The sequence below is a fragment of the Kibdelosporangium phytohabitans genome, assembly GCF_001302585.1.
GTDB classification, from domain to species: Bacteria; Actinomycetota; Actinomycetes; order Mycobacteriales; family Pseudonocardiaceae; genus Kibdelosporangium; species Kibdelosporangium phytohabitans.
Window position 1 is genome coordinate 4,038,751 of the sequence record NZ_CP012752.1, and the last position, 23,439, is coordinate 4,062,189.

22 protein-coding genes are annotated in these 23,439 nt (G+C 67.5%); 17 read left to right on the top strand and 5 right to left on the bottom strand.

Annotation, left to right across the window (positions count from 1 at the left end; all coding sequences use genetic code 11):
- Positions 1 to 42: 42 nt before the first annotated feature.
- Complete coding sequence (locus AOZ06_RS18480) at positions 43 to 2,328, bottom strand: phosphocholine-specific phospholipase C (protein ID WP_054296729.1); 2,286 nt, start codon at positions 2,326 to 2,328, stop codon at positions 43 to 45.
- Positions 2,325 to 5,042, bottom strand: a complete 2,718-nt coding sequence (locus tag AOZ06_RS18485) for a TIM-barrel domain-containing protein (protein WP_054290547.1) — start codon at positions 5,040 to 5,042, stop codon at positions 2,325 to 2,327. The genes AOZ06_RS18480 and AOZ06_RS18485 overlap by 4 nt, the downstream gene beginning before the upstream one ends.
- Positions 5,043 to 5,176: 134 nt before the next feature.
- Here AOZ06_RS18485 and AOZ06_RS60020 point away from each other — a divergent pair, with 134 nt between their 5' ends.
- The 5 genes from AOZ06_RS60020 to AOZ06_RS18495 all read left to right on the top strand — a co-directional run bounded on the left by AOZ06_RS60020 (position 5,177) and on the right by AOZ06_RS18495 (position 8,446).
- Positions 5,177 to 5,317, top strand: coding sequence for a hypothetical protein (locus AOZ06_RS60020; RefSeq protein WP_225954795.1), 141 nt, complete (start codon positions 5,177 to 5,179; stop codon positions 5,315 to 5,317).
- Positions 5,314 to 5,493: a hypothetical protein gene (locus AOZ06_RS60025; protein ID WP_054290548.1), complete on the top strand. Its 180-nt coding sequence runs from the start codon at positions 5,314 to 5,316 to the stop codon at positions 5,491 to 5,493. Before AOZ06_RS60020 ends, AOZ06_RS60025 begins: the two co-directional genes overlap by 4 nt.
- Positions 5,494 to 5,640: a hypothetical protein gene (locus AOZ06_RS60030; protein WP_225954794.1), complete on the top strand. Its 147-nt coding sequence runs from the start codon at positions 5,494 to 5,496 to the stop codon at positions 5,638 to 5,640.
- Positions 5,640 to 6,206 carry a hypothetical protein gene (locus tag AOZ06_RS56410; RefSeq protein WP_157233101.1) on the top strand — a complete coding sequence of 189 codons (567 nt, stop codon included), beginning with the start codon at positions 5,640 to 5,642 and terminating at the stop codon, positions 6,204 to 6,206. The genes AOZ06_RS60030 and AOZ06_RS56410 overlap by 1 nt, the downstream gene beginning before the upstream one ends.
- 392 nt (positions 6,207 to 6,598) lie before the next feature.
- A complete protein-coding gene (locus AOZ06_RS18495; protein ID WP_236952283.1) occupies positions 6,599 to 8,446 on the top strand; it encodes a bifunctional metallophosphatase/5'-nucleotidase in 1,848 nt (615 codons plus the stop codon).
- 45 nt (positions 8,447 to 8,491) lie between these two features.
- Here AOZ06_RS18495 and AOZ06_RS18500 read toward each other — a convergent pair whose 3' ends face one another.
- Positions 8,492 to 9,883, bottom strand: a complete 1,392-nt coding sequence (locus tag AOZ06_RS18500) for a carbon-nitrogen hydrolase family protein (RefSeq protein WP_054290549.1) — start codon at positions 9,881 to 9,883, stop codon at positions 8,492 to 8,494.
- Positions 9,884 to 9,920: 37 nt separating this feature from the next.
- On the opposite strand from AOZ06_RS18500, the gene AOZ06_RS18505 reads away from it, so the two are divergent.
- From AOZ06_RS18505 to AOZ06_RS18520, 5 genes are all read left to right on the top strand, one after another.
- Positions 9,921 to 10,529, top strand: coding sequence for a Fic family protein (locus tag AOZ06_RS18505; RefSeq protein WP_054290550.1), 609 nt, complete (start codon positions 9,921 to 9,923; stop codon positions 10,527 to 10,529).
- Between the two features lie 256 nt (positions 10,530 to 10,785).
- On the top strand, positions 10,786 to 11,151 hold the full coding sequence (locus AOZ06_RS18510; protein WP_054290551.1) for a hypothetical protein: 366 nt from the start codon (positions 10,786 to 10,788) through the stop codon (positions 11,149 to 11,151).
- 87 nt (positions 11,152 to 11,238) lie between these two features.
- Positions 11,239 to 11,643, top strand: a complete 405-nt coding sequence (locus AOZ06_RS18515; RefSeq protein ID WP_054290552.1) for a DsbA family protein — start codon at positions 11,239 to 11,241, stop codon at positions 11,641 to 11,643.
- Complete coding sequence (locus AOZ06_RS60035; RefSeq protein ID WP_225954792.1) at positions 11,643 to 11,792, top strand: hypothetical protein; 150 nt, start codon at positions 11,643 to 11,645, stop codon at positions 11,790 to 11,792. Before AOZ06_RS18515 ends, AOZ06_RS60035 begins: the two co-directional genes overlap by 1 nt.
- 232 nt (positions 11,793 to 12,024) lie before the next feature.
- The gene (locus tag AOZ06_RS18520; protein WP_054296731.1) at positions 12,025 to 12,774 is read left to right on the top strand and encodes a S1 family peptidase; all 750 of its coding nucleotides are present in this window, start codon (positions 12,025 to 12,027) and stop codon (positions 12,772 to 12,774) included.
- A gap of 32 nt (positions 12,775 to 12,806) precedes the next feature.
- On the opposite strand, the gene AOZ06_RS18525 is transcribed toward AOZ06_RS18520, so the two are convergent.
- The gene (locus AOZ06_RS18525; RefSeq protein ID WP_054290553.1) at positions 12,807 to 13,358 is read right to left on the bottom strand and encodes a CGNR zinc finger domain-containing protein; all 552 of its coding nucleotides are present in this window, start codon (positions 13,356 to 13,358) and stop codon (positions 12,807 to 12,809) included.
- Positions 13,359 to 13,397: 39 nt separating this feature from the next.
- On the opposite strand from AOZ06_RS18525, the gene AOZ06_RS18530 reads away from it, so the two are divergent.
- From AOZ06_RS18530 to AOZ06_RS18540, 3 genes are all read left to right on the top strand, one after another.
- Positions 13,398 to 14,231 carry an alpha/beta fold hydrolase gene (locus AOZ06_RS18530; protein WP_054290554.1) on the top strand — a complete coding sequence of 278 codons (834 nt, stop codon included), beginning with the start codon at positions 13,398 to 13,400 and terminating at the stop codon, positions 14,229 to 14,231.
- A 54-nt stretch (positions 14,232 to 14,285) separates the two neighbouring features.
- Positions 14,286 to 15,107 carry a peptidylprolyl isomerase gene (locus tag AOZ06_RS18535; RefSeq protein ID WP_054290555.1) on the top strand — a complete coding sequence of 274 codons (822 nt, stop codon included), beginning with the start codon at positions 14,286 to 14,288 and terminating at the stop codon, positions 15,105 to 15,107.
- A gap of 331 nt (positions 15,108 to 15,438) precedes the next feature.
- Positions 15,439 to 16,650 (top strand): serpin family protein, encoded by a 1,212-nt coding sequence (locus tag AOZ06_RS18540; RefSeq protein WP_169798944.1) that lies wholly within the window; start codon positions 15,439 to 15,441, stop codon positions 16,648 to 16,650.
- Positions 16,651 to 17,123: 473 nt separating this feature from the next.
- Here AOZ06_RS18540 and AOZ06_RS56415 read toward each other — a convergent pair whose 3' ends face one another.
- The gene (locus tag AOZ06_RS56415) at positions 17,124 to 18,254 is read right to left on the bottom strand and encodes a GAF domain-containing sensor histidine kinase (RefSeq protein ID WP_054290557.1); all 1,131 of its coding nucleotides are present in this window, start codon (positions 18,252 to 18,254) and stop codon (positions 17,124 to 17,126) included.
- A gap of 291 nt (positions 18,255 to 18,545) precedes the next feature.
- Between AOZ06_RS56415 and AOZ06_RS18550 the strand changes: the two genes are divergently transcribed.
- The 4 genes from AOZ06_RS18550 to asnB all read left to right on the top strand — a co-directional run bounded on the left by AOZ06_RS18550 (position 18,546) and on the right by asnB (position 23,439).
- On the top strand, positions 18,546 to 19,727 hold the full coding sequence (locus AOZ06_RS18550) for an FAD-binding oxidoreductase (protein ID WP_054290558.1): 1,182 nt from the start codon (positions 18,546 to 18,548) through the stop codon (positions 19,725 to 19,727).
- A gap of 71 nt (positions 19,728 to 19,798) precedes the next feature.
- Entirely contained in the window at positions 19,799 to 20,548 is a 750-nt protein-coding gene (locus AOZ06_RS18555; protein ID WP_054296732.1) for a DJ-1/PfpI family protein, read from the top strand.
- A gap of 132 nt (positions 20,549 to 20,680) precedes the next feature.
- Positions 20,681 to 21,532 carry a phytanoyl-CoA dioxygenase family protein gene (locus tag AOZ06_RS18560; protein ID WP_054290559.1) on the top strand — a complete coding sequence of 284 codons (852 nt, stop codon included), beginning with the start codon at positions 20,681 to 20,683 and terminating at the stop codon, positions 21,530 to 21,532.
- A 20-nt stretch (positions 21,533 to 21,552) separates the two neighbouring features.
- A complete protein-coding gene (asnB, locus tag AOZ06_RS18565) occupies positions 21,553 to 23,439 on the top strand; it encodes an asparagine synthase (glutamine-hydrolyzing) (RefSeq protein ID WP_054290560.1) in 1,887 nt (628 codons plus the stop codon).

The window sequence follows — 23,439 nt, forward strand, 5'->3', positions numbered from 1 at the left end:
ACGATGTCCCGGCGGGGGCAGGGGCATCGTCCCGTGAGCCTGTTACCAGCCCATGGGTGACAAGCCGGAACTGCCGTTCGCCACGAGCTTGATGTACCGGGCCTGCGTCGGCCACGTGCGAATGGTCGCCGCGTCGGACAACGTGCCCGTTGCTGCCTGGTGCCACTGGTTCTCGCGTGTTCCGAGGTACAGCTCGTAGGGGCCGGTACCCTCGCAGGTCAGGCCTGTGACCGTGTGAACAGCGCCGAGGTCGAGCTGCGTTTCCTTTCCTGACGACGAACGCACAGTCGCTGCCAGCGCACCTGAGCCCATCACCGGGTCGCTGGTCCGATGTCGTCCGTTCTCCATCCGTCCTGCGAACCGGCGCAGGAAGTCCGGTGACGTCGCGGTCACGTCGTACCAGCCGTCCACGGCCGTGAAGTAGTCCTCTGTGGATGAGCCAGGTGCCACGGAATAGGTCCACGGCCCGCCTGGGCGGTTGCCGACGCTGACCGTGAACGTGCGGGTAGCGCTGTCGTTGTTGGTCATCCGCAGGTACACGCGGTTCTCGCCCGCCGCGTACCGGAGTGTCACGGCGCTGCGTGACGTGTTGCGGTTGCCCACGAACCGCCTGACGAACCCGCACGGCCCGCTGACGATCAGGTCATACGGGCCGCCGCCCGCCGCCCAATAGTCCGACACCGAAGCCTTGGCGCCGACCGTGTACCGCCACGGGCCGTCGGTGCGGAAAGCGTTGGCGTGTACGTAGAAATGGGCTCCCGCCATGCCTGTGTTGGCGAAGTCGATCCAGAACCTGTCCGCCGCGACCCGGCCGGACGCCTCCAGCACGTACGGCAGCGCGCGGGACGGACGGATGCCGGGCTCGTGCCGCGGGTGGGCCTGCGACGGCGGGGGAGCCGGGTACGTCGGCCGCGGGCCGCTGGTCGGCACCGGGGCAGGCAACGACGGGTAACCGCCACCTGCCGTGAAGTCCAGTGTGGACGTCAGGTCGCCGCAGACCGTCCGTCGCCACGGCGATATGTTCGGCTCGGCCGTCCCCGTCCACTTCTCGAGGAACCTGATCACCGACGTGTGGTCGAAGATCTCCGAACAGACGTTCCCGCCCCTGCTCCACGGCGAGACCACCATCATCGGCACCCTGGCCCCGAGCCCGATCGGCACGCCGAGGGTGATCTCGTCGGCGACCGACACCGTGGACTGCCCCTGGTCGGCGTTCACCGGCGGTGCGGGCGGCGGGATGTGGTCGAAGAACCCGTCGTTCTCGTCGTAGTTGAGGAAAACCACGGTCTTGTTCCACACCGCCGGGTTCGACGCCAGCCCGTCGAGCACACCGCTGACGAGGTGCGCGCCGCTGTTCGGCCCGGCCGTCGGGTGCTCCGATTCCTCGTAGGGGGCAACGATCCACGACACCGCGGGCAGCCGGTCGGCCATGACGTCCGCCTTGAACGACGCCGCGAGCGTGCCGGGCCGGACGCGGCGCAGCGCCCGGTCGTAGAGGCGGCGTTCGCTCGTGGTCAGCGTCCCCAGTCCGGTGGCCAGGTCCGCCAGCATCTGCTCCTGCTTGGCGGGATTCGCCTGGAGCAAGGCGTCGCAGAAGTACTGGAACTTGGTGAACCCCGTGCGCGCCAGCACTTTGCGGGCGACACCGAGGAAGGTCACGAAGTACTCCAGCGAGTTGTCGCCGTAGTTGTCCCATTCCTGGTACACGCCCCAGGTGCGGCCTGCCGCTTCCAGGCGCTCGGCGTAGGTCTTCCACGTGTAACCGGCGTGATTCGGGTCCGACCACGAGTCGTTGTCGATGGCCCGGCGCGTCGAGCCCGGCTCGTAGCCGATCATTCCGGTGAACAGGTAGAACCGGTTCGGGTTGGTCGGGCCCATCTCGGAGCAGAAGTACGCGTCGCACAACGTGAACGCGTCGGCCAGCGCGTAGTAGAACGGCAGCGAACGCCGCCGCAGGTAGGTCATCGTCCGCACGCCTTTGGACGTCACCCAGTTGTTCTGCGCGCCGCTGTTCCACGCCGTGTGGCTGGTTCCCCAGTCGTGCGGCGTGCCTTCCATGAACTCGTCGCCGACCTCGTACGGCAGTACCGTGCCGCCGCCCGACTTCGCCTGCTGGAAAACCGATCTGACCGCCGCCGGGTCGCTGAAGCCACGGACACCGCGCAGCGTCCCGTAGTAGTGGTCGAAGGACCGGTTCTCCTGCATCAGGATCACCACGTGCTCGATGGCGTCCATCCCGCCGGCAGGCACCGGCATCGCCAGTGCCTGCCGGAGGTTGACCGGCAGCAGGCCGGCACCGGCTGCTTTGAGCAGGTCCCTTCGCCTCATCGGGCCGCGCCTGTCGCGCTGATCTCGGCCGCTGAGGTCCACGGCCCGCTGTCACCCGCCTCCGACAAGGCCCGGATCTTCACGTACCGCCCGGTGCTCGCCGTGAACGAGGCACGTTTCAACCCGGGCGTGTCGGCCCATTCGCCTGCCGCGACCGCCGTTCCCCACGCGTTCCTGTCAGCGGAGACGTAGATCTCGTAGCGACCGATCCGGCCGTTGGACCCGCTGTCCTGCCGGGGCAGGTAGGACACGCTGTCCACGCCGTAGGAGGCACCCATGTCGATGGTGAGCTCGTGCGGCAACGGGACTGCGGTGCCGGACCACTTGGTGTGCCACAGGGTTTCCGGCTTGTCGTCGATCGCGTTGGCGGCCGCGCCGCTCTCGCTCGCGGTCTCCTCGCTGTCCGCGGTCGCTTTCCACGCGGACTTGGGGATCGACGGCGAACCGGTGACCGGCGTCCCGGTGTGGATGCCGACTCCCGCCGCGACCAGCGTGAACCCGGAAGCGGTCGACCGCGACGCGGACTTGGTGTGCAGCACACCGTCGTAGAACCAGCCGGAAGTGGCGGCGTCGTAGTCCGCCCGGGTCGTGTACTTGGTCAGCGCTGTGCCGTCGAGCGTGACCGAACTTGGCGCGTTGGCCACGTGCAGGTCGAACTCGTAGCCGCGGTTGGCGAGCTTGCCGGTGTACGAACCGGTCAACGCGCCCACGGTGACACGGACGTCGCCAGTGCCGCTGGTCGGCGCGGTGACGTCGACCTTCTGCCGTGCGGCGGCGCCGTTCTTGTACGCCCTGGTCAGGCCGTCGTCCTCGTACAGGTCGTACGTGGACGTGCCGTTCGGGTACACGTCGTAGGTGATCGGTGTCGAGGGCTTCTCGCCGGCGTAGTTCATCTGCGGCCACATCGGCACGATCGAGCCGCCCCGAACGAACAGCGGCAACGTGTCCAGCGGCGCGTTGTAGCCGTCCAGCCAGCCAGGGCCGGTCCACACCTTGCCGGTCCAGTAGTCGGTCCACGTCCCGGCGGGCAGGTAGATCCGGTCACGGGTGGTCGTGTCGGACACGACCGGGGCGACGAGGAAGGCGTTGCCCGCCATGAACTGCCCGGACGTCGCGTTGCCACGGGCGGTCGGGTCGTTCTCGAACTCCAGCGCCATCGCACGCACGGTCGGCACGCCCGAATCGGCGGCGGCCCGTGCCAGCGTGTAGAAGTACGGCGTCAGGCGCATCTTCAGCTTGAGGTACTTGCGGTTGATCGATAGGTACGGGTCGGCGAACCGCCACGGCTGCTTGTCGTTGTAGCCCGGCTGCGGGTTCGTCGCACCCCACCCGGACATCGTCATCAACGCCGGGGTGAACGCCTTCCACTGCAGGTCACGCACGAAGGTCTTGGGCGATCCGGAGAAGATGCCGTCCACGTCGCCCGCGGCGTAGTTGAACCCGGAGAACCCGGCTCCGGCGATCGCCGGGACGTGCCAGCGCATGTCGTCCCACGTGCCGTACGTGTCGCCGGTCCAGACGACCGCGTTGCGCTGGGTGCCCGCCCAGCCGTCGACCGTCCACACGAAACGCCGGGCGTCGGCGTTGCGCTCGATGCCGTCGACGGCGGACTGGACGCCGTCGAACGCGCCCTGGTAGCCGCCGCCGACCCAGGCGACGTCCGTCTTCACCGCGCGGGTGCCCGCGGTCCCGACCTCCCAGTCGATGTTGGACAGGCTGCGCTGCGTCCACAGACCGGTCTGGAAGCCCTTCCCCTTCAGGTCGGTCACGGTCTTCGGCAGATCCTTGTAGGAACAGCCGTACCCGTCGTTGGGCAGGAACCAGCCGGACGGCATGTCCGCGGCCCGCGCGTCGTTGGCGTATCCGACGACATCCGGTGTGACCTGGTGGCGTACGCGGTCGTGGTCGCCGGTGTAGTCCGGGTTGGAGGCGTTCCAGCAGTCCGCGTTGCCCATCTCCAGGCCCCAGATCGGTGCGAGGAAGGGCTTGCCGGTGACGTCGGTGTAGTCGCCGAGGACGTCCTTGAGTGAACCGCCGACGAAGTAGTACGCGTCGAACCGGCTCTCGTCGTGCCGTGTGGCCACAGTGGACGCGAAGTCGTACTGGCCCTTCGCCCACGTGTTGCGCATGACGCCGTACCCGGCCGTGGACAGGTAGAACGGCGCCGGGCTCGCGTTGTTGTTCTCGCGCCACTTGTTGTCGACGGCGATCGGGACGCTCTTGTCGCGCAGGGCCCAATCACCCAGCCGCAGGCCCGTGCCGTAGAACTGCTCGTCGGCGCCCCTGGCCAGGCGCTGGGTGGTCTGGCTGCTCGTCCACGTCAACCCGGCCGACTCACGCCACACCGGCGTCGAGTTGTCCGCTTTGTACAGCTCGAAGCGCATCGGCTGCTTGTAGACCCGCAGTGAGAGAGCGTTGGTGGCGATGCGGTGGTAGGTGCCTTCGTCGGTGGCCGTCGTGGTGACCTGGCCGAAGTCCGTGCGGATGGCCAGCTTGGTGCCCGCCGGGTCGGTGAAGCTGCCGGTCGGTGCGAGCCACAACCGGAAAATGTCCGGCCGGGCGAAGGCCACACGCACTTTCGCCGAACCGGCGGTGATCGTATAGGTGTTGCCGGACCCGGTGAACCCGGTGACGTTGCCGGCGGTGTCCGCGAAAGCGGCGGGTGGCGGTACGAGGACCACCCCGATCAGCACAAGCGCAGCCAGTAGGCGCATGCCTTCTCCTCGGCGGTGAGGGTGACGCAGGACAGTGCAGCCCGGTGATCAAAGCTGCACGTTTCAAGCATGCTATGCGCACGTATGCGCAATCAAGAGGCGGATGTTCCCGGTCGTTCCCACCTGCGCGGCCGGTGTGGGATGACCGCGTCGGACGCGTTCGCGAAAGCGGGCGGATCTGTCCTCGGCGGCGTTTCCTCGGCTTCATCGCGTTGATCGGCCTGAACGCCACGCTGGGCCTGTTCGACTCGTTCTCCCGCGGCCAGGCGACATGACGTACTTCTTCGTCAAGGGCGCCAAGCGGTTCGAGATGTCACACCGCTACGCGGGCTTGCTGTGGGGTGTGATCACCTCCGGCATCCTCGTCCTGCTGTTCGGCCCGGTCGACGGTCCCGGCGCGGTGCTGGACATCCTGGTGTTCCTGTCCACGTTCGCGATGGGCTCGTACTGAGTGGTGCTGTTGCTGGTGAACAACAAGATGCTGCCGAAGCCGATCCGCTCGAAGTGGCACACCAATGTGATCATCGGGTTCGGTGCGGTGTTCTACCTCGGCATGCTGTTCCACTCGCTGGTCCGCTTCGGCGTGGTCGTCGGCTGATGGCGTACGCACGAGTGCGCGAGGCGGCGGAGCTGGGTCTGCCAGGCTTCGCGGTCTGTTTCATCGCGGGCGCGGCGGCGGGCATGATGGCGCTCGCGGTCGGTCAGCCGTGGAACTGGGCGGTGGTCGCGGCGGCGACGCTGGCGTTCCCGCTCGGACTGCCCGGTGGCGTACAGCGTCCTGCTGGCCTCAGGCAGAGTACGGGTCGGCGCGTTCGCGCCTGCCTGCCTGTTCTGGCTGTTCGCCTTCCCGCTGGCGCGGCTGACGCAGGAGGTGCTGACCCGGCTGATCCTGCTCGGCGAACCGGGTTTTCCGTCCGGATTGCCTGGTTTCCTCGCATTCCAGGTGGTCGTCCGCGCGGGTTCGCGATCGGCTGCCGCTGGCTGCGCGAGCGGGTCGCGCCGCCGTGGTGGCGAAGAATATCCGGCCACAACGCTGTGGCCGAACGGATCTACGGACATTACGCCGCGCACGCCAAGGTCATGTGGGACGGCAGACAGGCCCGGCGAGCCCGCTCACGACGCGCTCGCACGCAACAGGAGCGGCCGGGCTTCAGGCACGGCTGAACCCGTTGACAGTGGACACGAGCGCGATGCATCTTTGGACACAGCGCCAGTCCAGTCGGTACGAGGAGGTTCCTCGGCAACAGGAACAGGCATCCGAATGTCCGTTATGGACGCCAAGGTGCCGAACCCGGGTTCCTGTGGCCGATGTGGACTCCAGATACTTCCTGGCGTCCCCCTCCCGTGCTGGGTTGACCGCCCCCCAGTGGTCAGCCCAGCACGGTTCCCCGGGCCGTGCCGACGCCGTCCTGTGTGGATTTGAAGGGTTCGTAACGCCGGTTCCGTTGAAGATTTTCGGCAACGCCCGGCGGGAACCCGTTATTCGTCGTTCACCCAAAGAGTGGCGGGGCAAGGCAGGATGCATGGGTCCGCGTGCCGATGTGTTGGAGGCCCATGTGTCACGTGTCGGGTCGGTTTTCCGGGCCAGCCTGGCCCTCGGGGTGGTGGCGGCGTTCGTCGCGGTCACGCCGTGGGCGCAGACCCCGGCTCAGCCGGATGAGCAGTGGACACCGTTGACGCCGATCGCGGTCAGTCACGACACCGAACTCGGTGTGTCGGGCCGTGCGGCCGTCAAGGGCAAGCTGCTGGGCTTCAACGACTTCCACGGCGCACTCGAACCGCCGTCCGGCAGCGGCGGCCTGGTCAACGGGACACCGGCCGGTGGCGTGGAATACCTCACGACGCACGTCAAGCGCCTGCGCGCGTCCGGTGCGGCGGCGGGCAGGCAAGTGATCACGGTCGGCGCCGGCGACCTGGTCGGCGCGACACCGTTGATCAGCGCGGCGTTCCACGACGAACCGAGCGTGGAAGTGCTGTCCAAGCTCGGACTGGACGTCAGCTCGGTCGGCAACCACGAGTTCGACGAAGGCGTCACCGAACTCAAGCGCCTGCAGCGCGGCGGCTGCCACCCGGCGGACGGCTGCCAGGACGGCGACGGCTTCGACGGCGCCGCTTACCGCTACCTGGCCGCGAACGTCGTGGACAAGAAGACCCGGCTGCCGATCCTCGCGCCGGTGGACATCAAGTTCGTCCAGGGCGTGCCGGTCGGGTTCGTGGGGATGACGCTGAAGGGCACGCCGGGCATCGTCAACCCGGCGGGGATCCAGAACGTCGAGTTCCTCGACGAGATCAAGACCGCGAACCTCTACGCGGACCTGCTGCGCCTGATCGGCGTGAAATCGCTGGTGCTGCTGGTGCACGAGGGCGGCCAGCAGAACCCGCCGCCGCCCGTGCAGGACCCGTCGAGCTGCGCGAACTTCGCGGGCCCGATCACCGACATCGTCAAGGGCCTGCGCCCGGAGTACGGCGTGGTCGTCTCCGGCCACACCCACAGGTTCTACAGCTGCGCGCTGCCCAACTCCGCCGGTGCGAACACGGTGGTGACCAGCGCGGGCTCGAGCGGAACCCTGGTGACCGACATCGACTTCACCCTCAACCGGGCGAGCAAGCGCTTCGCTGAGGTCACCGCGCGGAACGTGATCGCCGAGAACGGTGTCCGCAAGCCGGACGGCACCTGGGCGACGGACGCGTCCGGCGCCTTCATCCGCGACCCGGCCCTGGTCGACGCGGACGCGAAACGGATCGTGGACAAGTACCGGACAGCGGTGGCCCCGATCGCGAACCGCATCGTCGGCAAGATCACCGCGGACATCGGCCGCGCCACCACACCGGCGGGGGAGAGCGCACTCGGCGACGTGATCGCCGACGCCCAGCTCGCATACACGAGAACGCAGGCATCAGCCCAGATAGCACTGATGAACCCGGGCGGGATCCGCGCGGACCTGAGCTTCGCGGCGTCACAAGGCGGTGAAGCCCCCGGCGACATCACGTACGGCGAGGCGTTCACGGTGCAGCCGTTCAACAACCTCGTGGTGACCCAGACCCTGACCGGCGCGCAGCTGAAGGAAGTCCTGGAGCAGCAGTTCATCGGGTTCGGCGGCCAGACCGTGCAGCGGATCCTGCAGATCTCGGCAGGTTTCACGTACGCGTACGACAGCACGAAGCTCGCTGGTGACCGGGTGTCCGCGTTGGCGCTCGGCGGCACGCCGGTCGACCCGGCCGCCAGCTACCGGGTCACCACCAACGACTTCCTGGCCAACGGTGGCGACGGCTTCACGAAACTGACCGCGGGCACAGCACGGGCGACCGCGCCGGGCTTCGACGTCGACGCGTTGGTGGCCCACCTCGGCGCAGGCGCACCCGTGGCCCCCGGCCCACGGGACAGGATCACCAAACTGGGCTGACGAGCACCGTCCACAGTGGGTGGCGAGCCCGCCCACTGTGGACCTTCACCACTCGGCTGTGCGCGGGCGCAGCGCGTCCTCCCTCGCCTCCATCGTCTTTCCGTTGACGTTCGAGTAGACCCTGACCATTTCCTCGGACCGCAGGTAGTGGTCCTGAGTCCCGTGTGGACCGGACACGACCAGCAGGGTCGGCGAGGGCATCTCGTTGAAGAACCGGTGGATGGCGAGGCTGTTGCTCACCGCCACCTTGATCCCGCCGCGGACCCCCAGGGTCTCGCCTGCCCTGGCCTGCCAGCCCTGATTCCACATGGACGCGGCCAGCACGGGCACGACCAGATGCGTGACCCCGGCGGAGACAACGGACTGGTGCCGCTCCGGCCGTCCCAGATCCTCGCAGATCTGCACGCCGAACCGCCCCAGCCGCGATTCGAGCAGGTTCAGCTGGTGCACGTGCGGGATGAACTCGTCCCGTTTGACGTCACCGAGATCGACCCGGTACTCGTGCTGCTTGTCCACGGTGAACGTGAACCCGGTCTGCTTGTCCTGGGTCAGCAGCAGCCGCGCTCGCCCTGAGCGGTGCACCAGCACGGCCCGGTTGGGCGGCCGGAGGCTTTGCAGCGGCGGCCCGGCAGCCGTCACGGGCCCGCTGCCCAGCACGATCCAGGTCAGCAACCCGCCTTCGGGCCGCGGGGTGGATTCGAGCAGTTCACACCACTTGCCGAGCAGGGCGTCGTCGAGGCACGCCTCGGACAGGACGCCGAGCACGGCGCCGCTTTCGTCCAGAGCGGTCAGGGCGTCACCGAGATGCGGCAGCAGCCGTGCGCTGGCGGGCGCGGTGGAGTAGAACGTCCCGCGCGCGTCGATCGTCGCCCATTCCACGTCCTCGGGTTCGGCGAGGAAGGGCAGCTGCGCGATGGTCAGCGGCGGCGGTGCGCCGAGTTCCTCGGTGTCCGCGATCGCTTCCATGTCCGGCAGGTCGTACAGCTCGGGCACGAACTGGATGTGCAGGTCCGCGCTTTCGTAGGGGGACACGCGGATCAGGTGCAGGAAGTCGTCGAGGTGCTCGGGATCCTCGGTCGGGCGCAGCGACGAAGCCCGTTTGAACACGAGGAAACCGCTGGTCTCGTCGTTGAGCCTGCCCGTGATCGTCAGCCGGGTGCGCAGCCGGTCGAGCGGGGTGAACGCGAGGCTGTCCATCTCCTTGCTGGCGTGCAGCAGCGCCAGGTCCAGCCCCAGCAGGACGCCGAACACCCCCGGGCTCTCGATCAACGGATCCGGCAGCAGCTGCCCGGACAGCACGCCGTCGCGCTCGACGTCGAGCCGGACCTGGTCGGCGATCTCCCTGACCTGCTCGCTGTCCGACCAGTCGCTCAACACGCTCGCGTCGACGAGCCGAAGCAAGTCGTAGAGGTTGACATAAGCGTCAGCCGGATCCATACTTAACACTTCCTTGACGATGGGCGGTGGTCGCGAAATGGTCGCCAGCAGGACGGGCGCGTCTCCGGCGGAAGCGAACACGGCCACGCAGTCGTCGACAGGTCTGCAGCAGGGCCTCGAGGTCTGGGCGGACCTGCTCAGGCAGGAGACCGGGGACGGCAAGTTCCTCGGTGAGCAACCGGTGGTCAACCGGTGGATCGCCGCGGTGAGCCGCTGGCTCGTGGACGCCACGCTGCTGGCGGACGCGGCCAGTCTGCACCAAGCGCTCGAAGTCATGCGGGAAGCGGCGATGCGCCTGCGTCCCGGCGGTGCGACGGCTCATCTGGAGACGGCGCTCATCACCCTCTCGGAAGTCGCCCGCGCGGGGCTGGACCGGGCACGGCAGACCATCCTCGCCGACACGCTCGACCCGAACTCGTGGGCCGCGCGGATGCTGCTGCTCGTCTGTGAGCGGCCGCACATCACGAGCGCGGACATCGTCGTCGAACTCGGGACGCACGAGGCGCAGATCAGCCGCAGCGGCAAGGCGCTCGCCGAACGCGGCCTGCTGGTCAAGAGCCGGCACGGGCGGTCGAAAGGATGGCACGCGACGCCGCGCGGCACCGCCACGGCTCAGCGGCTCGCCGAGCGTGGCGCACACCGATGACCTGTCGTTCATTGGCCTGCCCTGCTGAGGAGATAAACGGCAATCCGGCGGACGACATTTGCTGGGGATAACCGCTACCTCCTTCTCACGCCGCGTGACCAATCATCGCCGTACTCCATAATCCAGTTACAGAGGGTTTACCCAAATGGTCTAGTGAGCGGGTAGTCCGGTCTGTCGACAAGTGCGCGCAATGCGGAAAACGTGACACAGACTGGCACACACCTGTCCTTTACATAACGCCGGTACGCTGGACGGCATGGCTGGCGGCACGAAGGAGCCTGCGCGGGTTCTCGCCGCGCTCGCCATCGTGCTGGGTGTCAGTCCGCTCCAAGGCACCATCTGCGACGCCGTCGCGACCGACACCGGTTGCTGCGCGGTCGGAGAGAACGCGCTGGTGACCGGCACTCCGGCGACCGGTCGGCCCGTGCAGGACAGCGGCCACGGCGGCGGGGTGGTCGAAGCCTGCCTGATGGTCTTCCTCGCTGTGCTTTTCGCGCTGGCCGGGCTGTTCAAGCCCGGCCAGTCGACCGTCCAGCCGCTCGCGCGAGCCGTTGTCCGGCGAATGCAACGGATCCGGTCGCACACTCCACCACTCGCCCAGCGCTGCGTGTCCCGGACATAGGCGGAATCGCGTTCTCAGCGTTCCCGCACGTCACCGCATGTCCTTTTCGGTGACGCCCCACCGATGCGCCAGAGCCGGAGTGTTGCCGTGTCCAAGAATGCCAAAGTCTCGCTGACGATCGTCGCTGTCGCGGTGCTGGTCGTCGGCCTGCTTCTCCTGGTCAACCGTCCCGGCGATCCGATCGCCGCCCGGCAACGGGACGGCGCGCCTGCCGCCGAACTGGTTCGCCCGGACAGCCACCGGTTGTCCCCCGCGCCGGACGGCAAGGGCACCGTCGTGGAGTTCCTGGACCTGGAATGCGAGGCCTGCGGCGCCGCGTTTCCCGGCGTGGAACAGCTGTGCGCGGAGTACAGCGGCAAGGTGACGTTCATCGTGCGCTATTTCCCCATCCCCATCCCCATCCCCATCCCCAGCCACCGCAACGCCGAACTGGCCGCTCGTGCCGTCGAAGCCGCCGCGCGGCAGGGAAAGCTCGAGCCGATGTACGGATGATGTACGAGAACCAGGCTCTCTGGGCGGAGCAGACCGTTCCCCAGCGTGCGGTCTTCAAGGACTACGCCACGCGGATCGGGTTGGACGTGCCGAAGTTCGGCGCGGCGCTCGACGACCCGGCCGTCGCGCAACGCGTCGCGCGGAACTGACCGTGTCCTAGGCCACAAGATCCATGCCGATTCTCGCCATTCACGCAACCAAGGGCGCGGTTTGTTCGTACATCAATGTGTGAGCAAGAGTTCTCGAAGGCGTCCGCTCTTACGCCTGTGGGTGATCGCGGCGGCCGTCCTCGTCGGTGCCGGGTCGGCCTTCGTCTACGCATTGGCCCAGGAAGTCAGAACGACTGCTCAAGGTGATCAAACCGACGCGCGCGGTGGCGACATGTACAACAGTCCCGAGCCGAATGGGAATCCAGCCACGACCACCACGCCACCATCGCCGCCACCCCAGCCCGCGCCGCCGCCTGCACCCCAGGTTCTGCCGTTCAACGCCAAGCTGACCTCCGACGACATCCCGACGCCGAGCGGCGGCGTGCGCAGCGGCGCGTGCAGCGGTTCGCTGGTCGCCCCGCAGTGGGTGGTCACGGCCGGGCACTGCTTCCACGACGTGAAGGACCGCCCGGTCAGCGGCAAACCGCAGTACACGATGAAAGTGGTGATCGGGAAGCTCAAGGACAGCGATCCAGGCGGGTACACCGCCGAGGTCGTCGACGTCCGGCAGTCGCGGGTCAACGACCTCGCGGTGGTGAAGCTGAGCGTGCCCGTCCCCGACGTCACACCGCTGAAGCTGGCCGAGGACAAGCCCAAGTCCGGTCAGAAGCTGCGGTTCGCGGGCTGGGGTTCGCTCTCGCCGACCGTGATCAAACCGTCCGACCACCTCAAAAGCGGCGAGTTCACCGTCGCGAAGATCAACTCGACCACGCTGGAGGTCCAGTCGGTCGTGCCGAAGACCGTCGAGAACAGTCCGTGCAAGCAGGACTCCGGCGGCCCGTTCTTCACCTCGGCCGACGACCGCACCGGAACGCTCGTCGCGATCGTGAACAACGGGCCGACCTGTCCGCAGCCGGGCCGGGAGACCGTCGCCCGCATCGACGTCGTCGCGGAGTGGATCACCAAACAGATCAACGGCTGACGGTCACACCTGGGCCGAACTACTGTGGCGGACTACTGTGTCGAACTACTGGGCCGCTTGCGGCGCGCGTAGTGCGCACGGGCCTTCGCGCGGTTGCCGCAGCGGGCCATTGAGCACCACTGCCGGTTGTGTTTGGGCGATGTGTCGTGAAACCGCACGCCACAGTCGTCGAACGCGCAGATGCGCACCAATGACCCGGCCGTGACGAGGTCGATCGCGTCGGCGGCCAGTTCGGCCAGTGCCGTGCGCACCGGGCCGGCCGACGACCGCATGACCCGGCGTGGACCGTCGTCCTCGATCCGCAACTGCGGGACCGGCACCTGAGCCGCGATCCGGTTGACCAGCCGCACGTCCGCGGCTTGCACCGTGCCCCTGGTCAGCCGGTCGACGGCCTCGCGCAGGTCGATCGCCAGCGCGAGGTCCTCCGCCGTCACGCGCTGCGGGCGCTCCACGTGCCCCGCCAGCACCAGCCACTCGGCCAGTCTGGCCGGGTCGGTCAGCAGTTCGTAGCCGTCCAGATGGCGGTTCCTGCGGGTGTTGACGAGGTCGATGCACGGCCGTCCGCCGTCGAAGATCCAGTCCACCCCTTGATTCTAACCCCCTCATAGGGTTAGAAAGAAGACATGGAATCAGCAATGGCCACAGTCAACGGGATCCGGATGCACTACCTGCGCGGTGGGGAGGGGCCGCCCGTCGTGCTGCTGCACGGCTGGCCGCAGACGTCCCACTGCTGGCACAAGATCTTCGACGACCTGGCGGACAAGCACACAGTCATCGCGCCCGACCTGCGCGGTTACGGCCGCACCGACAAACCCAGGGACGGCTACGACAAGCGCACGATGGCCTCTGACGTGTCAGAACTGGTGCGCGGACTGGGATTCGAGCAGGTCAGCGTGGTCGGGCACGACCGAGGTGGCCGCGTGGCGCACCGCTGGGCACTGGACCGGCCCGACGAGGTCACCCGGCTGGCGATCCTGGACATCCTGCCGACGCGGGACATGTGGCAGCGGATGACCGCCGACATCGCGCGGGCGTACTGGCACTGGCTGTTCCACCTCCAGCCGGACCTGCCGGAACTCCTCGCCGGGCAGAACATCGCGACCTACCTGGGGTACTTCTTCGAGCGCTGGACCTACCAGCGGCAAGGCCTCGACGCGGCTGACGAGTACATCCGGGCGTTCTCCGCGCCGGGTGCGCTGCGCGCGGGTTTCGACGACTACCGCGCCTCGTTCCCGACCGACCACGACCACGACGAAGCCGACGCCGGGCGCAAGCTCACGATGCCCGTCCTGGCCATGTGGGGCGAAGCGGGGCTGCTGGGCAAGCTGCCGACCGCGGACATCTGGCGGGCGTACGCCGAGGACGTGACCGCGCAGGCGATCACCGAGTGCGGCCACTTCCTCGCCGAGGAACAACCCTCTACTGTGGCCGGTCACCTGGTCCGGTTCCTGGCCTGATCCGCACGGCCGTACCCTGTCCGGCAGCGACGGACAAAACCAGAAGGGGCGGCCGTGACGTATCCACAACCAGGGGGACCAGGCGGCGGGAAAACCAATGCGCCGCTGATCGCGGGTGTCGTCGCCGTCGTCTTGATCGTCGTGGCCTCGGTTCTCGTCGCGGTACTCGTTCCCGGGCGGGGCAGCGTGGACGGTGTCGCGCTGGCCGCGAGCGACGGCGGAACGACGTCCTCGAAGCGGCCGACGACCAGCAGGAAGACCACCACGCCGCCGACCGCGGGCGCCACCAAGAGCTGCCAGTACAAGGCGACTCCGGGACGACCGAACACGAAGGACGTGGGAACGCCGACGAACCCGGCCGAGGTTCCGGCCAGCGGAACGGTCACGATCACGCTCGCGACCAGCGAAGGCAGGATCCCCGTCACGCTCGACCGCGGCAAGGCGGCGTGCGCCGTGCACAGCATGCTGTTCCTGGCGGAGAAGAAGTTCTTCGACGCCTCGCGGTGCCACAGGCTGACCACGGCCGCGACGCTGAAGGTCCTGCAGTGCGGCGACCCGTCGGCGACCGGACAGGGCGGCCCTGGCTACGAGTACGCCAGCGAGGACCCCACGGACTTCAAACCGGCGGGGGAGGGCGTGGTGACCTACCCGGCGGGGTACGTGGCGATGGCGAACGCCGGGCCGGACACGAACGGCAGCCAGTTCTTCCTCGTCTACGGGGATTCGACGATTCCGCCGAACTACCCCGTGCTCGGCACGTTCGACGACACCGGGAAGACCACGCTCGGCCAGGTGGTCGCGAACGGGGTCGGTGACGGTTCGCAAGACGGCGAACCGAAGAAACCGGTGACGATCACCGAGGTCACCACCGGCTAGAGCCGCCGCCGGATGGGAGTCCGGCCCGGCCGGAGGTGGACTCCAGCGGGACGGTTGCCGACGGCGCCGCCGGGACGCCGCCAAGGCTGGTGGTCTTTGGCGGTGCGTCATCCGGCCGGGCTGTCTCGGATGAGACTTCGACACCGGACTCGGCGGTGATCTTCGTGCGGTGCTTGTTGGCATGCGCGCTCGACTGGTCGGTGAGCCACGCCTGCGCACAGGTGGTCCGGTTTGGCCACAACGCACATCGGTCACAGGTGTTCGGCGGGATGGCTCTGCGGGAGGGGCGCGGTCGTGCAACCATGGCCGCGCCGGGTTCCGTCTGACTGGCATGAGAACTTCGGCGCGGCCATTGGCGCTTGGCCTGGTTTTGCTGCTTGCTGCTTGTGGTGCGCAACCGGCTCCGAACGAGCCGCTCCCGCCGCCGCTGCCGGTCGCCCAGCAGGTGTCGTCCGACATGTCGGCGCTGGTCGCGGCCACTGACGCGTTCGGGCTCGACCTGCTTTCCGCGCCTACGCTCGCCGACACACCCAACCTGGTGGTGTCGCCGGTGAGTGTCTCGCTGGCATTGCAGATGGTGGCCGCGGGGGCGGTGGGGGAGACGGCGGCGCAGATGAACAAGGTGCTGCGCTTGCCCGAAGGTGTGCGGCCCCGGCTGCCCGCGTTCGACCAGACTGACTTGAAGATCTCCAACACGGTCTGGACTCAGCGGGGACTCACCCTGAAACCTGCTTACCGGGACACTCTGCGGGACCAGTTCGGCACGGCCATGCAGGACGCTGACTTCGTCGGCGACCCGAGTGGTTCGCGGGACCGGATCAACAAGACCGTCGCCGACCAGACCGCCGGGACGATCCCGGATCTCTTCCCTCCCACGTCGATCAGTTCCGACACGCGGCTCGTCCTGACCAACGCGTTGTACCTCAAGGCCGCTTGGGCCCGGGAGTTTCCGCGCTCGAAGACTACCGACGCGCCCTTCACCCGTGGGGACGGGACCAAGGTCGACGTTCCCATGATGCGCAACGATCCTTACCAGCAGCCCACGGCTCAGCTCGGTTACGCCGAGGGGCCTGGGTACCAGGTCGTCACGCTTCCTTACAAGGGTGGGAAGCTGGCCTTTTCCGTGATCGTTCCTGCTTCGGTGGATGCCTTGCGGGGCAAGGGGGTTGGCGCCTTGCTCAAGGAGGTTCAGCCTGCTGTTGTCGAGCTGGCCCTGCCCCGGTTCACCGTCCGGTCCGGTATGGATCTTTCCGAGACTCTCGCCCAGGCCGGGATGGCCGATGCCTTCGGTCCCGGGGCTGATTTCAGCGGGATCACCGGGGATACGCCGTTGGCTATCGGTTCCGTGCGGCACAAGACTTTCGTTCAGGTCGATGAGGAGGGGACCGAGGCTGCCGCCGCTACCGGCGTTGAGGTCGTCACCACTTCGGCTCCGCAGTCGTACCGGGTTACTGTGGACCGTCCGTTCTTCTTTGTCATCACCGATACTGGTACCGGGGCTCCGCTTTTCCTCGGTCGGGTCAATGATCCCAGCGCTGGGTAGTTTTCCGTTCTCGCCTGTGTTGTTGTGCTGTGGTTTTTGGCTCTTTGGCGTTCTGCGGAGGCTCCTGCTTCAGTGATTGGCCCTTGGTGGCTGGGTTCTGTCGCTGTGCTTCCCGTGATTGGCTCTTCGGGCTGGGCTTTGGTGCTGTTCGCTGTGCTGGGGTGTTTGGGCCTTTGGTGGTTGGGGCGGCGCCGATTTGAGATGGGAACCCCGGGGTGGCCTCATCGAGCGTAAAGGCGGAGCCCCTTTCGCTCCCTATGGTCCAGCACTTTCCAAAGTGGCGGGACTCTCCACGCCCGCAAGCTTACGGCCACCCCACCCCATGTAGAATCGGCGCCGCTCTTTGGCTTCTCGGCTTCCCAGGTCTTTCGGGGTTTCTTCAGGGCTTTCTGCCCCGGGGAGTCGCGCTCCATGTGGTCAACGGCGCTGACTTGTGTCGGCAATGGCCAGCCGCTGCCGCTTCTGTTTGAGTGTCACGTGAGTGGGACGCGCCAGTGCAGCTCTGTGCCTGGGGTCAGGTGGTTGATCGTGAAGGTTCCGCCGAGTCGCTCTGCTTTGGAGTTCATCACTGTCAGGCCGCTTCGACGGCCTGACAGTGGGATTCCCACGCCGTTGTCCGTCACGCGCAGCAGGAGGTCCTCGTCCAGTACGACTTCGATCGTCGCCGCTGTCGCGTGAGCGTGTCTGGCCATGTTGGACAGTGCTTCTCGTAGTACCGGGAGCAGTTGGTCGTTCACTTCCCTGGGCACCGCTGTGTCCACTGGTCCTCTGAAGCGCACGGATGGGGCGAAGCCGAGACCTTTTCGTGCTTCTTCCACTGTGGACAGCACTTCTGAGCGGAGGCTCTCGGTCGCTCCCTGCTGCAGGGCGAACACCGTCGTCCTGATCTCCTGGATCGTCACGTCCAGGTCGTCCACCGCGTGGCGTACCCGGGTCGCCGCGTCGTCCGGGTCGACGCCGATCACCGCTGCCGCTGCTTCGAGTGCCATCCCTGTCGCGAACACCCGTTGGATCACCAGGTCGTGCAGGTCCCGGGCGATGCGTTCCCTGTCCTCGAAGACCATGAGGCGTTCCTGGTCCGCCCTGGCCTGGGAGTACTGCACCGCCATCGCCACGTGGGCTGCGAAGTTCCTCAGCAGCTCCAGGTCTGCTTGCTTGAACCTCGGTTCGTCGCGCAATCTCACCAGCACCAGGACGCCGAGGGGTTCGTCGGGGGCCGGGAGGGGCACTATGGCCGCTGAGCCCAGTTCTTTCAGCAGGTCGGGTGACAGGCCTGAGTTCCAGTTCGCCGCCACTTCGCTGTACCTGTCGATCAGCATCGGCTCGCCCGTGCGGAACACCTGGCCCGAGGCGGTGTCGGTGATGGCTACCGTTGTCCCTGAGAGGTTTCTGGCTCCTTGGACGACTTCGAAGATCAGGTTCTCGCGCCCTTCGTCCGGCAGGGCTATCGCCGCCATCGGCGCGCCCGCCACCTCTCTCGCGTGCTGGGCGATGAGGGACAGCTCGTTGCCTGACGTTCCGCTCAGCAGGGCCGCGGTGATCTCATTGGACGCCCGCAGCCATGCCTCTCTGCGGCGGGAATCCTCAAGTGGCCCTAGCTTCATCTCACCATCATGCCGTGCCCGGTGCCCGAAACGGCCACAGCGAGGTCCAAAGACCCTGCTGGGTGATGGCAGTCGGCCCTGCCACCAGGGGCCAAGCGGTGCAGGGGGTGTCGGGGAGTCACGGCCAGGTTGCTGAAAGTAGTTTCGGTTCGGCTGTCGATCCCGGCTTCCCAGGTTCGACGCAGGGGTGCACGCACACCGATGAGGGAAGGCACCCCGATGACCCAGCAACTGCTCGCTCGCCGCTTTCGGACTGCCGCTGACCCGCGTATTCGTGGGCAGGTGCATCGGGTGGGCGACGAGGCCTACGACCGTCTCCGCGCCAGCCTCAACCCGGCTTTCGACGCGAACCCGCTGGTCGTCGCCGAGGCGACCTGTGCGGCTGACGTGCGGACCGCCGTGCTGTGGGCGCGGGACCACGGGCTGCCGTTCGCTGTGCAGTCCACCGGGCACGGCACCTACGTCCCTTCCGATGGGGGACTGCTGGTCAGGACGACTCCGATGGCCGGTGTCCTGATCGACCCCGAACGGCGGATCGCCCGGGTTGGTGCCGGTGCGGTGTGGGGTGACGTGATCGCTGCTGCTGCGCCGTTCGGTCTGGCGCCTGTCTCCGGGTCTTCGCCGACCGTGGGCGTCGCCGGGTTCACGATGGGCGGTGGCCTGGGACCACTGTCCCGCAAGTACGGTCTCGGGGCGGACAACCTGCTGCGTGTGGACCTTGTCACCGCTGACGGCGAGCTTGTCACCGCGACTGCTGACCGCAACGCCGACCTGTTCTGGGCGGTCCGTGGCGGCGGCGGCAACTTCGGTGTGGCCACGTCGATGGAGATCCGGCTGCACCCCGTCGACGAGGTGTACGCCGGGCACGCCCTCTTCCCGATCGACCGGGCTGCCGAGTTGCTCGCGCGCTTCGGTGAGTACGCGCCGGTCATGCCGGAGGAACTGACCTGCACGATCGCGTTGGCGGGCGAACACGTCTCCATCCGCGCGACCTACGCCGGGGACGCGGTGGCCGCGCGGAAGGCATTGCGGCCGCTGTGGCGGATCGCGGGTACGCCGGTGCAGAGCACCTTCGCGGAGGTTTCCGTCCCGCAAGCGAGTGTGCCGGGCACCGCGCCTCGCAACTTCGACCTGTTCACGTCGCTGTCCGACGACGTCGTGCGCACGGTCGTCGATACCGCCGACGACACCAACGCGATCGAGGTCAGGTACTGGGGTGGCGCGATCGCCGAGGGCGCTACTCCCGCTGGGCACCGTCATGTGCCGTTCTCCATCGCGGTGGACGGGCCGCAGGACGTCGCCGAGCGGCTTTGGCCGTACGCCAGCGGCGGGACGTTCCTGAACTTCCTGCACGACCCGGCCGCTGCGGAGACGGCGTTCACCGCGGCCGACTACCAGCGCCTGCGCGAGGTCAAGGCTGTTCACGACCCGTCGAATGTGTTCAGCCGCACCATGAACATCCCGCCGGCCTGAGAAAGACGGGAACCACCGGGCCACTCCGGCCGACCACTGGGGCAAGTGGCTTCGTACTGGGAGTGTGGCCGATGGAGAGCAGTCGCAGGACCGTGCTTCGCGCAGCGGCGGCGGGAGCGGTGGGAATCGGTGTCACGGCGGGTGCCGCGGAGGTTTCGGCGGCACAGGGGAAAACAGGGCCGACGATCGGGATCCTGCTGTACGACCGGTTCAGCATCCTCGACCCGACCGGCCCGGCCGAGATCCTGTCCCGGCTGCCAGGCGCGACGGTGACGATGATCGCCGAACGGCGCGGGCCGGTGCGGACGGACACCGGTGACGTGGCGCTGCTGGCGGATCGGTCGATCGACGAGGTACACCGCCTCGATGTGCTGGTTGTGCCCGGTGGCAGTGGGAAAGCGATATCGCAGGTGTTCGAGCGGCCGAGGGTGCTGGACTGGGTCAAGCGGATCCACGAACGTACACAGTGGACCACCTCGGTCTGCACGGGTGCGTTCATCCTGGCCAGGATCGGGTTGCTGACCGGGCTTCGTGCCACGACGTACTGGTCGAGCAAGCCCTATCTGGAAGAGTACGGCGTCGAGTACGTCGCCGAGCGGTACGTACGGGCAGGTAAGATCATCACCGCTGCCGGTGTGTCGGCGGGACAGGACATGGCTCTGTACCTGGCCGCGCTCATGGCCGGTGAGCAGACTGCGAAGGCGTTGCAGTTGGCGGTCGAATACGACCCGCGACCACCGTACGACACGGGAAGTCCCGGCAAGGCCGGGCCCGAGTTGCGGGAACTCGCACTGAGACTCCTCGCCGACTCGCAGATCTAGCGCGCGAACGCTTGGCCCTCCGCCGGGGTTTAGGGTTCCGGTCCGGCTGGGATCGATGCCACAAACCGGCGCCGGGAGGTCATGCCGGCCGGGTGACCGGCAAGTATGGGTATGGCTCTGAACGCACCGGCAATGAACCTCGCATGGCGGGCGATGACCGTCGACGAGCGCGGCCAGTTCGACAAGGACGGATACCTGATCATCCGTGGCGCGCTTTCGCCGGAGGAGGTGGACTTCTACCGTTCCGCCATCGAACGGGTGTACGTGCGGCACACTCCCGGTGAGGCGATGCACCTGCTCAGCGCGGTTCGCAACTGTCCCGACCTCGTCGGGCTGCTCGACCACCCTGCGGTCTTCGGGTACGTGTGGTCGACGCTCGGCTGGAACGCGCACGTCCACCACTCGCACATCGACGTGCACCCGCGTGTGGCCGAACGGGAACCGTCCTGGTGGCACTGGCACCAGGACGGCGGCAGGCAGAACCGGGAACTGGAAACGGATCCGCGTCCCAGGTTGTCGGTCAAGCTCGCCTACTGGTTCTCCGACCTGGCCGAGCCGGGACGCGGCAACTTGACGATCGTCCCGGGCAGCCACAAGACGAACTGGCTGCCCGGACCGCCGCGCCGCGACCTCGAATGGCCGCAGCCGCCCGGGGCCGTCGAGGTCACCGTGAACCCGGGCGACGTGCTGTTCTTCGACCGCAGGATCTGGCACGCCCGGTCGGACAACTACTCCGACATCACCCGCAAGGTCGCGTTCATCGGCTACACCTACCGGTGGATCACCATCCGCGACGAGGTCGCCGACCTGCCCGCACAACCGTGGTGGCACAACGCCAGCCCGGTCCAGCGGCAACTGCTCGGGCACGCGGGCGACGGGACCGGTGACCACGCGTGGGGTCATTTTCCCGACACCACACCGCTCTACGGCGAACTGGCCGGTCGGGGCCTCCTCGATTCGAGCATTCCCGCGCTGATCCCCTGACGAGGAGACGAACACCAGCCATGTGCGGACTGCTCACGTACATCAGCGCCACCGCGTCGGCGAACTCCGTGCTGAGCGGGATCTCCGGCGCGCTGACGACCCTGCACCACCGCGGCCCGGACGCGACCGGCATCAACGTCGTCGGCCACGACGTCGTGATGGGTTTCAAACGGCTGTCCATCATCGACGTCGAGAACAGCGACCAGCCGTTGGAGTACTCCGACGGACGGTACGCCATCACCTTCAACGGCGAGATCTACAACTACGTGGAGCTCCGCGAAGAACTGACCGCGCAAGGCGCGACGTTCCGCACCAAGGGCGACACCGAGGTGATCGTCGCCGCGTACCACCATTGGGGAACCGCCGCGGTGAAACGGTTGCGCGGCATGTTCGCCTTCGTCATCTGGGACCGGCTGGAGCGGGTCGCGTTCGGCGCGCGCGACCCGTTCGGCATCAAACCGTTGTTCCACCTGATGACCGGGCACGGCGTGTTCTTCGCCAGTGAGAAGAAAGCGCTGCTGCCGTTCTGCTCGTGGGGCGACGACACGCTCGACCACGCGAGCCTGTCGCACTACCTCACGCTCCAGTACGTGCCGGAACCGGCGACCCTGCACCGGCAGATCGGCCGGATCGGGTCGGGCGAGTCCTTCACCTACCGGCCGAACGGACCCGACAGCGGTATGGCCACCCGTCGCTACTGGCGCCCGGAGTTCCGGCCGATCCCGCAGGGCGACCCGGAGTTGTTGTACGGCCGCATTCGCGACGCGCTGCGGGAAAGCGTCCGGATCCACATGCGATCGGACGTGCCGGTCGGCGCGTTCCTGTCCAGCGGGATCGACTCGACCGCGGTGGTGGCGCTGGCCCGTGAGGTCAACCCGGACATCCTGACGTTCACCGCGTCACTGGAGGTCGACGGGTACTCCGAACTGCCCGTCGCCGAGGAAAGCGCGCGCCACCTGGGCGTGACGATGCACCCGGTCCCGGTCGACGCCCAGATGATGATGGACGCCTTGCCCAGGATCATCTGGCACCTGGACGAACCGGTGGCCGATCCCGCACTCGTGCCCTTGTACTACGTGGCACGCAAAGCACGGGAACACGTGACCGTGGCGTTGTCCGGCGAAGGATCGGACGAGTTCTTCGCGGGCTATCGCGTCTACCGGGAACCGTTGTCGCTCAAGCCGGTCACCGGCCTGCCGCCGGGTGTGCAGCGCGGCCTGCGTGCCGTGTCCAAGGCGATTCCGCGGGGCGTGAAAGGCAAGAGCTTCCTGGAACGCGGCACGACCCCGATCCAGCAGCGGTACTACGGCAACGCGCGGATGTACACCGAGCAGGAGAAGTCCGTGCTGCTCAAGCAGTATGACCCCAGCGTGAGCCACACCGACGTGACCGGGCCGGTCTACGCCGAGGCCGCGCACCTCGGCGACGTGGAGAAGATGCAGTACGTGGACCTCTATACGTGGCTGCGCGGTGACATCCTGGTGAAGGCCGACCGGATGTCCATGGCGAACTCGCTGGAGGTCCGGGTGCCGTTCCTGGACTACGCGGTGTTCGACGTGGCCTCGTGCGTCCCGGCCGAGCTCAAGCTGCCGCCCCGCTCGGCGGAGACGAAGTACGCGCTGCGACGGGCGTTGGAAGGCGTTGTGCCGCCGCAGATCGTCAACCGGGTGAAACTCGGCTTCCCCACGCCGATCAGGGTGTGGCTGCGCGGCGAGATGCACGAGTGGGCACTGCACGTCCTGGACTCGTCCAAAGCCGGGCACCTGATCGACATCGACTACGTCCGCCGTCTGCTCAACGAGCACAGGAAGGGCGCCGCCGACCACAGCCGCAAGATCTGGACCGTGCTCGTGTTCTGCCTGTGGTACGAGATCTTCGTGTCAGGCAGTCTCGATCCGCGACCGTGA

Excerpts from the sequence above, each read along its gene's own strand:
- AOZ06_RS18480 (WP_054296729.1), bottom strand. The coding sequence starts at position 2,328 with ATGAGGCGAAGGGACCTGCTCAAAGCAGCCGGTGCCGGCCTGCTGCCG.
- AOZ06_RS18485 (WP_054290547.1), bottom strand. The coding sequence starts at position 5,042 with ATGCGCCTACTGGCTGCGCTTGTGCTGATCGGGGTGGTCCTCGTACCG.
- AOZ06_RS60025 (WP_054290548.1), top strand. The coding sequence starts at position 5,314 with ATGACGTACTTCTTCGTCAAGGGCGCCAAGCGGTTCGAGATGTCACAC.
- AOZ06_RS56410 (WP_157233101.1), top strand. The coding sequence starts at position 5,640 with ATGGCGTACGCACGAGTGCGCGAGGCGGCGGAGCTGGGTCTGCCAGGC.
- AOZ06_RS18500 (WP_054290549.1), bottom strand. The coding sequence starts at position 9,883 with ATGGATCCGGCTGACGCTTATGTCAACCTCTACGACTTGCTTCGGCTC.
- AOZ06_RS18505 (WP_054290550.1), top strand. The coding sequence starts at position 9,921 with ATGGTCGCCAGCAGGACGGGCGCGTCTCCGGCGGAAGCGAACACGGCC.
- AOZ06_RS18510 (WP_054290551.1), top strand. The coding sequence starts at position 10,786 with ATGGCTGGCGGCACGAAGGAGCCTGCGCGGGTTCTCGCCGCGCTCGCC.
- AOZ06_RS60035 (WP_225954792.1), top strand. The coding sequence starts at position 11,643 with ATGTACGAGAACCAGGCTCTCTGGGCGGAGCAGACCGTTCCCCAGCGT.
- AOZ06_RS18520 (WP_054296731.1), top strand. The coding sequence starts at position 12,025 with ATGTACAACAGTCCCGAGCCGAATGGGAATCCAGCCACGACCACCACG.
- AOZ06_RS18530 (WP_054290554.1), top strand. The coding sequence starts at position 13,398 with ATGGAATCAGCAATGGCCACAGTCAACGGGATCCGGATGCACTACCTG.
- AOZ06_RS18540 (WP_169798944.1), top strand. The coding sequence starts at position 15,439 with ATGAGAACTTCGGCGCGGCCATTGGCGCTTGGCCTGGTTTTGCTGCTT.
- AOZ06_RS56415 (WP_054290557.1), bottom strand. The coding sequence starts at position 18,254 with ATGAAGCTAGGGCCACTTGAGGATTCCCGCCGCAGAGAGGCATGGCTG.
- AOZ06_RS18555 (WP_054296732.1), top strand. The coding sequence starts at position 19,799 with ATGGAGAGCAGTCGCAGGACCGTGCTTCGCGCAGCGGCGGCGGGAGCG.
- AOZ06_RS18560 (WP_054290559.1), top strand. The coding sequence starts at position 20,681 with ATGAACCTCGCATGGCGGGCGATGACCGTCGACGAGCGCGGCCAGTTC.
- asnB (WP_054290560.1), top strand. The coding sequence starts at position 21,553 with ATGTGCGGACTGCTCACGTACATCAGCGCCACCGCGTCGGCGAACTCC.